We start from the raw sequence: 12517 nt of genomic DNA on the forward strand, positions 1-12517 counted from the left end.
CGACCTTTCCGGAGATGCCCCATGCGGTTCCATACGTACACCAAGTTCAACCCTCAGCTGGCCGACGCCGTCGACTTGCAGTCGCTGCTCGACCAACTCGCCGATTTCCTGCTCCAGTCGGGGTTCGCCGGGGGCGAGCAGGGGTATTGGGGCGACCCGGGCGAGGAGGCCGACCGGTCGGTCGACTCGCTCAAGGAGGCCATTCTCCGGGCACTCATCGAGAGCGGCCAGCTCACCCCGGAGATGCTGCAGGCGCTGCGGGGCGAGGGCGACGCGGTCAGCGAGGAGAAGCTGGCCGAGTTGCTGGACGGCTTGGTGCAGCGCCTCATCCAGGACGGGTTCCTCACCACGGATCAGGGGGCGAATGTGCCCGCCGGGCACCAGCCGGTCACCGGCAAAGGGTCCATTGCCCAGGCGGCCGCGCGCGATGTCCAGTTCAACCTGACCGACAAGGGCGTCGACTTCCTGGGCTTCAAGACGCTGCGGCATCTGCTGGGCAGTTTCGGCAAGTCCAGTCTGGGCAGCCATGATACCCCGCAACTGTCCACCGGCATCGAGAGTGACGCCTGGAGCAAGCCGTACGAGTTCGGCGACACGCTCAATCTGGACGTGCCGGCTACGCTGGCGAACGCCTTGGGGCGCACCGGCTCACTCGACGTCCCCATCGATCTCGATTACCGGGACCTCATGGTGCGCCAGAGTGAGTATCGCTCGAGCTGCGCCACGGTGCTCATGCTGGACACCAGCCACAGCATGATCCTTTACGGCGAAGATCGCTTCACGCCGGCCAAGAAGGTGGCGCTCGCGCTGACACACCTCATCAAGACGCAGTTCCCCGGCGACACGATCCGTGTGGTCCTGTTCCACGACAGCGCCGAGGAGATTCCCATCGCCACGCTCGCCAAGGCCCAGGTGGGGCCCTACCACACCAACACGGCCGAAGGGCTCAAGCTGGCGCGACGCATTCTCATGGCGCAGAAGAAGGACATGCGCCAGATCATCATGATCACCGACGGCAAACCGAGTGCACTCAGTCTGCCCGACGGGCGCATCTACAAGAACAGCATGGGGCTCGACGGGTATGTGATCGCCGAGACGCTGCGCGAGGTGGCCGCCTGCCGCAAGAGCAACATCATGATCAACACGTTCATGCTGGCGCGCGACCGGGCCCTGGTGGAGTTCGTGAAACAGATGAGCCAGATCAGCCGGGGCAAGGCCTATTTCACGAACACCATGAGCCTCGGGCAGTTCGTGCTCATGGACTTCCTGAAGAAGCGGACCAAGCGGGTGAGTTGAAGGGAGCGGGCGGCGCGCGTCACCCCATCCGGTACTGGTCCTGCATCCACTGGCGATAACTGCCGTCCATCACGCCGCGCCACCACGCCTCATTCGCCAGGTACCAGTCCACCGTCCGCGCAAGGCCGGACGGCAGGGACTCGCTGGGTTCGAAGCGCAGCGCCGTGGCGATCTTGGTGGGATCGATGGCGTACCGGCGATCGTGGCCGGGGCGATCGGCCACGTGCGTGATGAGCGACGCGCACGATGCGCCCGTTGCGGCCGGACAATCGGGGAAACGCCGCGCCAGGTCGGCGTCGGCCGCAAAGCGGGTGTCGAGCAGCTGACACACCCCCTGCACGATCTCGATGTTCACGTGCTCGGCCCGTCCCCCCACGTTGTACGTCTCGCCGGCCTCGGCCGACTCCAGGATGAGCGCGATGGCGCGGCAGTGGTCTTCCACGAAGAGCCAGTCGCGCACCTGCAGACCGTCGCCGTACACCGGAAGCGGCTTCCCGTGCAGCGCATTCACGATCATCAGCGGAATGAGCTTCTCCGGGAAGTGATACGGCCCGTAGTTGTTCGAGCAGTTGCTGATGGTGGCCGGCAGGCCGTAGGTATGGATCCAGGCGCGCACCAGGTGATCCGATCCCGCCTTGCTGGCGGCGTACGGCGAATTGGGCGCGTAGGGCGTACGCTCCGTGAAGGCGGGGTCGTGCGGTCCGAGCGTTCCGTAGACTTCGTCGGTGGAGACATGGTGGAAACGCACGCCGGGTCGCCACTGTCCGTCCACGTGCCAGGCGCGTCGGCACGCATCGAGAAGCGTAAGCGTCCCGACCACGTTGGTCTTCACGAACGCACCAGGGTCCACGATGGATCGGTCCACGTGCGATTCCGCGGCGAAGTGCACCACCGTGTCAATGGCGTGACTGGCCAGCAGCGAGGACACGAGCGAGGCCTCGGCAATGTCGCCATGCACGAACGCGATACGCTGCGTGTCGATCAGCGACGCAATGGTTGCGCGATTGCCGGCGTAGGTCAGCGCGTCGAGCACCACGACGCGGTCGCCCGGGCGGGATGCACACCAGTGGTGCACGAAGTTGCCACCAATGAATCCGGCGCCTCCGGTGACGAGCAGCCGACGGGTGCCCCGCGCGCTCCCCTCAGCCATGGTCGCGCTTCTCGGCACGAGCCCGTGCGAGCCATTGCGTCGTTGATCGCATCACGCCCTCTCTCCAGTGCGGCGGTACCAATCCCAGTCGCGCACGCGTCCCGTGGGTGTCCAGCAGGGACACGCGCGGGCGCCGCGCGGGTCGGGGAAAGGCCTCGGTGCTGACGGGGGTCACGGTCACGTCGGAAGCAACCGCGCCGGCCTGCCGCAGGGTGTCCAGCACGCACCTGGCGACATCATACCATGAGGCCACGCCGCTGTCGGTGACATGTTCGATGCCCGTGATGTCTGTGCGCTGTGCGAGGCCGATGACGGCCTCCGCGAGCGTGCTCGCGGTGGTCGGCGCCCCGACCTGATCATCCACGACGCGCATCGACGTGCCGGCCAGCAGCGTGCGGACCGCATTCCCGACGAAGTTGGTGCCTCCACCGCTGTGGAGCCACGAGGTGCGGACGATCACGGCGTGCGGGTTTGCGCGGAGCACCAGTGCCTCACCGTCCCGCTTGCTGCGCCCGTACACATTGACGGGAGCCGTGACCGCAGAGGGCGCGTACGGCGCCTGCGCGCCATCGAACACGTAGTCCGTGGAGAGGTGCACGAATCGGCTGCCCGCGGCGGCGCAGAGCGCGGACAGGGCGGCGGGGGCGTCCCGGTTGACCCGCATGACGCCCGCTTCATCCGTTTCGGCATCGTCGACGCGCGTGTAGGCGGCGGCGTTGATGACGACCTGCGGCGCGAATTGCGAGATCGTGCGGTGCAACGCGTCGGCATCCTGCAGAGGGAGCGCCGACGACGTCGGCGCATGCAGTGACCATGAGCCGGGGGCGAGTTCCTGAATGGCGCTCCCCAGCTGGCCTGCTCCCCCCAACAGCAGTACCCGGTGCGTGATGCGGCTCATTCGAAGAGGTCCGCCTGCGACAGCGGAGGGGCATGGGCATCCTTGGGCGACAGCAACGGTGCCCCATCGGCAAGGGGCCACGTGATGCCGATCGTGGGGTCGTTCCAGGCGACTGCACGGTCGCTGGCGGCGTCGAAGCAGGTGGTGCACTGATACCAGACGTCGGCGACGTCACTGAGCACCAGAAAGCCATGGGCAAAGCCAGGGGGCACGTACAGGGCGCGACCGTCCCCGGCTTCGAGCTCAGCCCCCATCCACTCACCAAACCGGTCGGACGAGCGCCGCAGGTCGACCGCCACATCGAAGATGCGACCCGTGATCGGCCGCACCAGCTTGCCCTGTGGCTCATGCAACTGGTAATGCAGGCCGCGCAGCGTGCCGCGCGACGAGCGGCTGTGATTGCTCTGGGCAAAGGAGCGGGGCAGACCGAGCTGCGAAAACTTCTCGGCGTGAAACAGCTCGAGAAAGAACCCCCGTGCATCGGCATGGACGGGGGTCGTCACGAAGAGCACACCTGGGAGTGCCGTCTCCTGGATCCGAATCATGGGGCCGTGTCATCGGCAAGGTGACGCAGATAGGTACCGTAGGCGCTCTGGCCGAGGCCGTCCGCCAGGCGGTGCAGTTGCGCCCGGTCAATGTACTGCATGCGCAGCGCCACTTCCTCCGGCGCCGCGATCTTCAGTCCCTGTCGCTGCTCCACCGTCTGCACGAACTGTCCCGCCTGCAGCAACGACTCGTGCGTGCCCGTGTCGAGCCACGCACACCCCCGACCGAGGATCTCGACGGTCAACTGACCACGACGCAGATACTCGGCGTTGATGTCGGTGATTTCCAGCTCGCCGCGCGCCGAGGGCTGCAGATTTGCGGCAATGTCCACGACCGCTTCATCGTAGAAGTACAATCCCGTCACGGCGTAGTTCGATTTGGGGATCTTGGGTTTCTCCTCGATCGAGATCGCCTTCCCGGCATGGTCGAACTCCACGACCCCGTAGGCTTCCGGCGTGGCCACCCGATAGGCGAAGACGGTCGCGCCGTCGGCCTGGGCAGCGGCTCGCTGGACCGAGGTCGGGAGCGTGTGCCCGTAAAACAGGTTGTCTCCGAGCACCAGGCACGAGCGGTGCCCTTCAACGAATGGCCGGCCGATGCGGAACGCCTCGGCCAAGCCGTTCGGCTGCGCCTGCGTTGCGTACTCGAGGCGCAGCCCCCACTGGGAACCGTCGCCGAGCAATGCGCGGAAGGCGGCGACATCACGGGGCGTGGTGATGACCAGAATATCCCGAATGCCGGCAAGCATGACCGTGGTGAGCGGATAGTAGATCATCGGTTTGTCGTACACGGGGAGCAGCTGTTTGCTCACCGCGCGCGTCACCGGGTGCAGGCGTGTGCCGGATCCGCCGGCCAAAATGATGCCACGAGTCATTGAAAAGTCCTGAGCGGGGAACGGGCGGTCAGCGCAATACGGCCTGGAGCGCGCGGATCACCAACGTGACCTGATCGTCGGTCATGACGGGCGACATGGGCAGACTGAGGAGCTCATGCGGCAGTGATCCGGCCACGGGAAGCCGTGTCCGATCGATGGGCAGGTGGGCATAGGCCACCTGATCGCCGGGGTTGCGCGGATAATGCACACTGGTCTCGATGCCAGCGCTCGTCAATGCCGCGCGCACGCGATCGCGCTCGGGGTGTCGGACCACGTACAGATGCCAGACCGGCTCGGCCTCGGGCGCAACCCATGGCAGGGTGAGCCCCAGCGACGCCAGTGCATGGCTGTACTGCTCCGCGATTTCGGCGCGACGGGCGTTCCACCGGTCGAGGTGGGGCAGCTTGACATCGAGGAACGCCGCTTGGAGCTCGTCGAGCCGTGAGTTGGCGCCCACGCGCTCGTGCTGGTACTTGACCTGCGCACCGTAGTTGCGCAGGCGCCGGACGGACTCCGCCAGTTCCGGATCGTTCGTCGTCACGGCGCCGCCGTCGCCCAGCGCGCCCAGGTTCTTGCCGGGGTAGAAGCTGAAGGCGGCCGCGTGTCCGCCCCCCCCCACGCGGCGCCCCGCCCATCGGGCGCCGTGCGCCTGCGCGGCATCCTCGATAAGTCGTAGTCCGTACTCATCAGCGAGGGATCGCAGCGCCGTCATGTCCGCCGGCTGGCCGTAGAGGTGCACCGCAATGATGGCGCGTGTACGGGGGGTCACGGCGTCCCGCACCTTCGCGGGATCCATGTTGTAGCTCAGGGGGTGTACGTCCACCGGCACCGGCGTGGCGCCCACCCGTGTCACCGCCAGCCAGGTGGCGATGAAGGTGCAGCCCGGAACCAGCACGTCATCGCCCTGGCCTATGCCGAGCGCCTCCAGAATCAGCTGCAGGGCGTCCAGCCCGTTCGCCACGCCGACACACTCCCGAACGTCACAGTAGCGGGCGAATGCCTGCTCAAACTGCGCGAGGCGCGGGCCGAGGATGAGCTGGCCGCCGTCGAGGACGTCGCGATAGGCCGCGTCCAGTTCCGGACGGATCTGCCGGTGCAGCGCCGAGAGGTCATAGAAAGGCACCACGCTGGTCGGCGGTCCCGAAGCGGCCATGAGTCGAAGATTGTTGTTGTCGGGGGAACGCGGCAATCGTCAGATAGACGGATGTGGCGTGAACGACGCAACCGCGGGCACGCCGGCGCGGGCCCCGTTATCGTCAATGAAGTCCCGGGCGCGCGCCCTGCGTCAATCCTTCTCGGCGTCGACGCCATGGTTTTCCATCTCTCGATGATGTTTACAGACAGGGTTGCGGCGCCCTCCCCCACGGTGCATCGCCATCTGGCGGGGGACCGTTGACACGACCGCCAAGCATGCGCGCCGGGCTCGCGTGGACGGCCGGCCTGCGCTGGACGGCCCAGCTGCTCAGCTGGGCCTCGACGTTGTTCCTCGTCCGCTTGCTGTCGCGCGAGGACTACGGCGTCGCGGGACTGGCGGGCACCGTGGCGCTCTGGATCTCGGTGCTGGCCGATTTCGGCCTCGCGGGGGCAATCGTTCTGGGCGACGACCTGCCCCGGGCCGTGCACCGGAAACTCCACGGCCTGGCGATCACCGTTGGCCTCGTGGCCGGCGTGGCACTCGCGGGGCTGGGGCCCGCGGCAGCCGTGTTCTTCCGCAACGAGGCCGTGGGCAAGGTGGCGATCGTCCTCGCCTTCGTCATGCTGGTGGACTTTGCCCGCGTCGTACCTGGCGCGTTGGCGTCGCGCCAGCTCCAGTACCCTGAGATTGCGAAGTGTGACCTGGTCCGATCATTGGTGCAGACGAGTGCCGTGCTCCTGCTGGCGATTTCCGGATTCGGGTTCTGGTCTCTGGCGGTCGGACAGCTCGCCGGTTCGATCATCAATACGCTGATGCTCTGGCGCGTCCACCCGATTCGACCGGATTTCGATCCGCGCGGCGTTCCGGTCGGCGTGTTCGGACGCGCGCGTCTGGTCCTCATGGGCTCTCTGGCGTGGCAGACCTATCGCAACCTCGACCTGTGGCTGCTGGGCCGCATGCTGGGCGCGGGCGCGGCGGGCAGCCTGTCCGCCGCCCGCACGCTGGCCTACGTGCCAATCGAAAAGCTCGTCACCGTGATCACCTCGGTGGCCCCGGGGTATCTGGTGGCCGCGCGGGACGATCTCCCGCGCCTGCGCATGCTGTTCGGCAGTTTGACGGAAGCGACCTTCCTTGCCGTGGCCGTGCCCTTGAGCGGCCTGATCCTGACCGCCGACCTCGCGGTCCCGATCATTCTGGGAGACCAGTGGGCCGATGCCATCCCCGCGACCCGGTGGCTGTGCGTGTCGGTCATGATCTGGACCGCGTCCATGATCGCCACGCAACTGTGTCAGATGACCAACAAGTTGCGCCAGACGTCGCTGGCCAGCGTGGTTGCCGTACCGATCGCCGCAGTGGCGTACTTCGTCGGGGTGAAGCTCGCCGGTTTGACCGGTGCCGCCGCGGCATCGGTCCTGGTGGTCTCCGTCGTCGCCGTGCCCACCGTGCAGGGGGCCCTCGTGGTCTCGGAGACCAGTTGGTGGCAGTTCTTCGGCTTCCTTCGGTCGGCCGCGCTGGCCTCCACCGCCATGGCCAGCGTTGTGCTGCCCCTGCGCATGTTCTTGCCCGGGAAACTCGGACCGATGCTGTCCCTGTTGATCCTGGTGGTGGCGGGTGCCATCGTAACCGCCGCGGCGCTGTGGTTCACCCCCTCGGGGGTGGTGGCCGAAGCCCGCGAGTGGCTGATGGGCAAATTGCGCAAGCGTCCGCCTGTCGTTCGTTCGACCTGATCCAGAGTGCCTATCCTCCAATGTCCGGTTCCTTTGTACAGCACATCCGTCTGCCGGTGCACCGCAATGCCGAGCGGCGCGGGCATCTGCTTTCGCTCGATATGGTGGCGGCCTTGCCATTCCCCGCCGTCCGTGTGTTCTGGGTCGACGATATCCATCGAGGGGATCGGCGTGCCGGTCACGCCAACACGATCGTCCACGAGGCCATCGCATGCCTGCGCGGATCGGTACGCGTGAACGCCCACTGTGCCGGCACTACCGATGTCACGACCCTCGACGACCCGGCCCACATTGCCGTGTTCCCGCCGGGCACGTGGATCGACATCGAGGTCCTCGACGATGACTCGCTGTATCTGGTCATTGCGAGTCACGACTTCGCGACCGCACAGCATCATTACGTGCGCGACGTGAACGCCTTGCGGAAAGGGGAGCACTGATGCCGCGCGTGAGCGTCATTGCGCAGTGCTACAACCATGCGCGCTTTCTGGTCGAATGCCTCGAATCCGTCGAGGCGCAGACGTTTCGCGATTTCGAGCTGATCATCGTGGACGATGCCTCCACCGATGATTCCGTGGAGCGCATCCGCGACTGGGTCGCGCGCCGCCGCCCCGCGGCGCGTGTGCTGGCGCTTGCCGCCAATCACGGGGTGGCGGGTGCCCTCAACGCGGCGCTGGCGGCGACGACAGGTTCGCTGGTTATCCGCGTGGCAACCGACGACATCTGGCATCCGGCACTGCTCGACCGGCTCGTCGCAGCGCTCGACGCGGCGCCGGCGCAGGCCCCCATGGCATTCAGCGACGCGGCGTGCGTGGATGCCGAGTCGCGCGACCTGGGACGCCGTTTCATTGCGATGCACCGGCCGGGGTTCGTCCCCCGCAGCGGCGCGATGCTCGACGAACTCGCCGTGGGCAACTTCATTCCGGCGCCCACCGTGCTCATGCGCAAGGCGGCACTCGATGCGGTCGGCACCTTCGATGCGCGCCTGATGTACGAAGACTGGGACATGTGGCTGCGACTGGCAACGCGCGGTCCCCTGGTCTTCGTGCCCGAGGTGTTGGCGCAATACCGGATTGTGGATGGCTCCCTCGCGCGCACACTGTTCGAGTCTCCCGATGCCGTCACCAGCACCCGGCTGGCACAGACGCACTGCCTGATGGCCGAGAAGGTCCTGACGTTCCCCGTCGTGCACGAATCCGGTCGGCGGTTCTGGCGCACGGTGCACTTCGAAAACGCCCTGAAGCTGTTCCTTCGCCCGGAATCGGATCGTCGCCCGCTCCGGAAGGGGCTGCGATGGTACCGGAGTCCGCGACACGTGGCCGTCAGCATGACGGCCAGTCTCGGACTGCCGCGCACGTGGGTCGAACGCGTGAGGGGTCTTGCCCGCGTCTGACGCCCGCCCGACGGCGTCCATCTCCGTGGTGATCCCCACCTTCAATGGTGCCCGCTTCCTGGCCGACACCATTGCCACGGTGCGCTCGCAAACGGTGCAGCCGTCTGAAATCATCGTCGTCGACGACGGTTCGACGGATGACTCGGCGGTCGTGGCCGAGCAGTGTGGTGCGACCGTCGTGCGGCAGGCAAACCGCGGTATCGGTGCGGCGCGCAACGCCGGCATTGAGGCAGCAACACAACCGTGGGTCGCGTTTCTCGATCACGACGATCAGTGGACCCCCGACAAGCTGGAACGCCAGTGGCGGGCCATGGAGCGCTTTCCGGAGGCGGTGCTGATTGCCGCCGATTGCGCCGCCGTCGCGCCGAATGGCGAGGTGCTCATCGCATCGTATGCGTCGCGATCCGTCGTGCACTACGACCGGCTGACCATTCACGCGCGAGACGGCGACACGGTGCTGCATCGCCACGCGTTCGACGAGCTCGCAACCACCGGGTGGTTCCTCATGCCGAGCGCCGCGCTGGTGCGTCGGGATGTGCTCGTACGGGCCGGCGCGTTCGATGTCCGCACCCGTCGCTGGGAGGACACGAGCTGCTTCCTCCGGGTGCTCAAGTACGGGGCGCTGGCGTTCATCCAGCGCCCCCTGACGCTCTGGGTCGTTCACGACGGCAACAGCCACAAGGACGGAGTGGCGATGCTGCAGGGCTTCATGGAGCTGCACGCACTCATGCGGCTCGACCCGGAGGCCTACCCGGAGAGCTACCGGCGCCGGATGGACGCGGAGCGCCCGGAGCGGCTGCGGGAGTTGGCCCGTGCGGAGCTCGACACCGACGGCCGCGCGGCTGCGGCACACGCGTGGGAGTCGCTGCGACTCGCGCCATCGCTTCGTGCCCTCCTGTTGCTTGGCCTGGCGGTCGTGCCCCCAGCGCTGCGTCGCGTTCTCATTGGCGGCCAGCGCCGCCTGCGAGGCATCCAGCCGCCCCCGCGCTGACCCGCCGTCAGGCCAGCGGAGCCTCGGTGACCGGACGTTGGGTCGGCTCCCACATCGCGCTCTTTTCCTGCTTCAGCAGATGCAGCCAGGCCTTCCAACCGGCCACGATGCTGATGAAGACATATCCGGGAAAGGCCACGAGCTTCGGCAGCTTGCGATCGTCCGGCCACGTGAGCACCAGCCGGGCAAGCGCCAGCCCCACCAGCATCCCGGCCGTGAGCAGCAGCGCCCACGGCGCCCGCTCGAGCAGGAACAGCGGCCCGACGATCCATCCGAGAAAGGCGGGGAACAGCATCCACCGCACCAGCTTGTGCGAGGCCATCATCCACGCGTAGCTGCCGTACCGGAATGGGTTCATCATCCCCCGCAGGAACAGCAGCGTATCGAGTCCGCGACCCATCGTGCGGCTCTTGCGTCGCAGTTCCGCCTTGAGCGTGGGGGTGCGGGGCACGAGGCACGTGGCCTCGTCCACGGAGACCGCCCGGTAGCCGTGGGCCCGTGCCACGCTGGCCGCCGCAAAATCGCGGGCCAGCTCCTCCGGCAGCTGCACCTGATGCAGGTGCCGGCGCGCCGCATAGAAGCAGCCACTGGCGCCCACGATGCTGTGCACGCGCGTTTCCATGGCCCGCAGCTGCATCTCGAGGCCCACGTAGGACGATTCGGCCTTGTTGCCCTCGCGCGTCTCGTCGCCCACGCTGATGTCCCGTCCGGAGGCAAGCCCCACCGCGGGATCCATCAACGCACGCACGAGGGGCTTCAGCGACCCGGGGGGGATGAGGATGGAGGCGTCGATCGAGACCACGATCTCGCCGCGCAGATGCGCCGAGGAGGCGTTCTCGCCGGCCGCCTTGCCCTTGCGCTCGGGCATGCGCAGCAGCCGCACCCGCGGATCACCAAAGTCCCGCACCAGCGCATCGGTCCCATCCGTCGAGGCATCGGACACGACCAGGACGTCGAGCTTGTCGGCGGGATACTCCGTATCGAGCGCCTTTTCGAGGGTGCGACGCAGCCGCCGCTCCTCGTTGTACGCGACGATCAGGATGGTGACGAGCGGCCACTCAGCCGGCTCCGGCGGCAGGGTATACGACGGACGAAGGCGGGCCCAGGCGCCCACGAGCACGGGATACACCACGAAGGCGTAGCCCCCCAACAGCACCGGTAGCGCCACCAGAAACCAGCCGAACCCTTCCACCGAACTCCTCCGCTCGCGGGCAGAAATGACACGGGACCCAACGTGAAGCATGGACGCATGGGGTGACTGCGAGCAACTTGCAGGCCGCGTCCACCCTTGCCCCGCGTCGTGCCACGTTACCTGCCCCCCGTACATTTCCCCCTGCCGCCCACGGCCGTACTTGCGTCGTTGGGAGCGGCATGGCGTGACCGCGGGCAACAGGAAGAACGTGCCCTGGCCGTGTTGGCCACGCGCTTTCCCGGCCGCTCCATCACGCTGACCGACAGCGGCACCTCGGCACTGTCGCTGGCGATCTCGGCGAGCGCGGCCCTGAAGCCGGCGCGCGCGCCATTGGTCGCGCTCCCCGCGTACGGGTGCCCCGACCTCGGCACGGCGGCCGTGGGCGCCGGCGCCCACGTGGTGCTCTACGATCTCGACCCCGGGACGCTCCAGCCTGATTTCGACTCCCTGGGCGACGCACTCGAAGCGGGCGCCACCCACGTGGTGATCGCGCATCTGTACGGACGAGCGGCGGATGTGGGCACAGCGCGCCTGCTCGCCGCGGCGACCGGTGCCATTGTCATCGAGGACGCGGCACAGGGGGCCGATGCGTTCTGGGGTGGCGTGAGCGCCGGCAATCTGGCCGACTGGTCCATCCTGAGCCTCGGGCGCGGCAAGGGCTACAATGCCGGCGGCGGTGGGATCCTCCTGGGCCCCATGGAGCAAGCCGGCCGCGTCCTGCCGGACGACGCGGGGGCCCCCACGTGGCGCCGGGAACTGCGCCATACCGCCACGGCGATGCTCACGCAGTGGCTGTCGCATCCGGCGCTCTACGGGATTCCTGCCGGCATGCCGGCGCTCGGGCTGGGCGACACCCGATATCATCCGCCATCGCCGCCGACGCTCATCACGCGCGGCGCGTTATCACTGCTCGGCAGTGCCCTCCAGCAATCGGCAGGGGCTGCCGAGGCCCGCCGCCGCCGCGAGCAGCAGTATCGGAACGCGCTGCATGCCTGTCCCGGCGTGCAGCTCCCGGTGCCGCACCCGTCGTCGCTCTCCGGTGCCCTGCGCGTCCCGGTACTCGTTGAACCATCGCGTGCGGCCCCGCTGCACCATCTGGGCGTGGTACGCTCCTATCCGCGGACGTTGGATGCGTACCCCGAAATCGCCGCGCGGGTATCCGACCTCCGAAGCATGCCCGGCGCACTCCAGTTGGCCGCCCTGATGCACACGCTGCCGACCCACCAGCAGGTGCGCGCGCGCGACATCGACCGCATCGTGCAGACGCTCACCCGGCAACCGTAACGCCGCAGATTGCCTCGCGGTTGCGCCACCGATG

General features: G+C 67.6%; 12 protein-coding genes. 6 read left to right on the top strand and 6 right to left on the bottom strand.

The window, feature by feature from the left end; all coding sequences use genetic code 11:
- Positions 1-21 precede the first annotated feature (21 nt).
- A complete protein-coding gene (locus tag LW840_RS04675; protein WP_291268177.1) occupies positions 22-1296 on the top strand; it encodes a VWA domain-containing protein in 1275 nt (424 codons plus the stop codon).
- 19 nt (positions 1297-1315) lie between these two features.
- Here LW840_RS04675 and rfbB read toward each other — a convergent pair whose 3' ends face one another.
- Genes rfbB through LW840_RS04700 form a run of 5 tightly spaced genes read right to left on the bottom strand, consistent with a single transcriptional unit; the run spans position 1316 to position 5917 of the window.
- On the bottom strand, positions 1316-2446 hold the full coding sequence (rfbB, locus tag LW840_RS04680) for a dTDP-glucose 4,6-dehydratase (protein ID WP_291268176.1): 1131 nt from the start codon (positions 2444-2446) through the stop codon (positions 1316-1318).
- Positions 2439-3344 (bottom strand): dTDP-4-dehydrorhamnose reductase, encoded by a 906-nt coding sequence (gene rfbD, locus LW840_RS04685; RefSeq protein ID WP_291263735.1) that lies wholly within the window; start codon positions 3342-3344, stop codon positions 2439-2441. The genes rfbB and rfbD overlap by 8 nt, the downstream gene beginning before the upstream one ends.
- On the bottom strand, positions 3341-3886 hold the full coding sequence (gene rfbC, locus LW840_RS04690) for a dTDP-4-dehydrorhamnose 3,5-epimerase (RefSeq protein WP_343213674.1): 546 nt from the start codon (positions 3884-3886) through the stop codon (positions 3341-3343). The genes rfbD and rfbC overlap by 4 nt, the downstream gene beginning before the upstream one ends.
- Entirely contained in the window at positions 3886-4764 is an 879-nt protein-coding gene (gene rfbA / locus LW840_RS04695; protein WP_291273105.1) for a glucose-1-phosphate thymidylyltransferase RfbA, read from the bottom strand. Before rfbA ends, rfbC begins: the two co-directional genes overlap by 1 nt.
- A gap of 28 nt (positions 4765-4792) precedes the next feature.
- Positions 4793-5917 (bottom strand): DegT/DnrJ/EryC1/StrS family aminotransferase, encoded by a 1125-nt coding sequence (locus tag LW840_RS04700; protein WP_291268173.1) that lies wholly within the window; start codon positions 5915-5917, stop codon positions 4793-4795.
- A 257-nt stretch (positions 5918-6174) separates the two neighbouring features.
- Between LW840_RS04700 and LW840_RS04705 the strand changes: the two genes are divergently transcribed.
- Genes LW840_RS04705 through LW840_RS04720 form a run of 4 tightly spaced genes read left to right on the top strand, consistent with a single transcriptional unit; the run spans position 6175 to position 10007 of the window.
- Complete coding sequence (locus tag LW840_RS04705) at positions 6175-7626, top strand: oligosaccharide flippase family protein (RefSeq protein WP_291268172.1); 1452 nt, start codon at positions 6175-6177, stop codon at positions 7624-7626.
- A 20-nt stretch (positions 7627-7646) separates the two neighbouring features.
- Entirely contained in the window at positions 7647-8063 is a 417-nt protein-coding gene (locus tag LW840_RS04710) for an FdtA/QdtA family cupin domain-containing protein (protein WP_291273108.1), read from the top strand.
- An 8-nt stretch (positions 8064-8071) separates the two neighbouring features.
- A complete protein-coding gene (locus LW840_RS04715) occupies positions 8072-9016 on the top strand; it encodes a glycosyltransferase (RefSeq protein WP_291276502.1) in 945 nt (314 codons plus the stop codon).
- Positions 9017-9044: 28 nt separating this feature from the next.
- The gene (locus LW840_RS04720; RefSeq protein ID WP_291276503.1) at positions 9045-10007 is read left to right on the top strand and encodes a glycosyltransferase family 2 protein; all 963 of its coding nucleotides are present in this window, start codon (positions 9045-9047) and stop codon (positions 10005-10007) included.
- Between the two features lie 7 nt (positions 10008-10014).
- Here LW840_RS04720 and LW840_RS04725 read toward each other — a convergent pair whose 3' ends face one another.
- Positions 10015-11250, bottom strand: coding sequence for a glycosyltransferase (locus LW840_RS04725; protein ID WP_291273109.1), 1236 nt, complete (start codon positions 11248-11250; stop codon positions 10015-10017).
- Positions 11251-11307: 57 nt separating this feature from the next.
- On the opposite strand from LW840_RS04725, the gene LW840_RS04730 reads away from it, so the two are divergent.
- Positions 11308-12483 (top strand): DegT/DnrJ/EryC1/StrS family aminotransferase, encoded by a 1176-nt coding sequence (locus LW840_RS04730; protein ID WP_291276504.1) that lies wholly within the window; start codon positions 11308-11310, stop codon positions 12481-12483.
- The last annotated feature ends 34 nt before the right edge of the window (positions 12484-12517 follow it).

The organism is Gemmatimonas sp. (assembly GCF_021298855.1).
Classification (GTDB): Bacteria; Gemmatimonadota; Gemmatimonadetes; order Gemmatimonadales; family Gemmatimonadaceae; genus Gemmatimonas.

What these genes read in the sequence shown, in the direction of transcription:
- rfbD (WP_291263735.1), bottom strand. Translation starts at nt 3,344, where the DNA reads ATGAGCCGCATCACGCACCGGGTACTGCTGTTGGGGGGAGCAGGCCAG.
- LW840_RS04725 (WP_291273109.1), bottom strand. Translation starts at nt 11,250, where the DNA reads ATGCTTCACGTTGGGTCCCGTGTCATTTCTGCCCGCGAGCGGAGGAGT.
- rfbA (WP_291273105.1), bottom strand. Translation starts at nt 4,764, where the DNA reads ATGACTCGTGGCATCATTTTGGCCGGCGGATCCGGCACACGCCTGCAC.
- rfbB (WP_291268176.1), bottom strand. Translation starts at nt 2,446, where the DNA reads ATGGCTGAGGGGAGCGCGCGGGGCACCCGTCGGCTGCTCGTCACCGGA.
- LW840_RS04675 (WP_291268177.1), top strand. Translation starts at nt 22, where the DNA reads ATGCGGTTCCATACGTACACCAAGTTCAACCCTCAGCTGGCCGACGCC.
- LW840_RS04705 (WP_291268172.1), top strand. Translation starts at nt 6,175, where the DNA reads ATGCGCGCCGGGCTCGCGTGGACGGCCGGCCTGCGCTGGACGGCCCAG.
- LW840_RS04700 (WP_291268173.1), bottom strand. Translation starts at nt 5,917, where the DNA reads ATGGCCGCTTCGGGACCGCCGACCAGCGTGGTGCCTTTCTATGACCTC.
- LW840_RS04710 (WP_291273108.1), top strand. Translation starts at nt 7,647, where the DNA reads ATGTCCGGTTCCTTTGTACAGCACATCCGTCTGCCGGTGCACCGCAAT.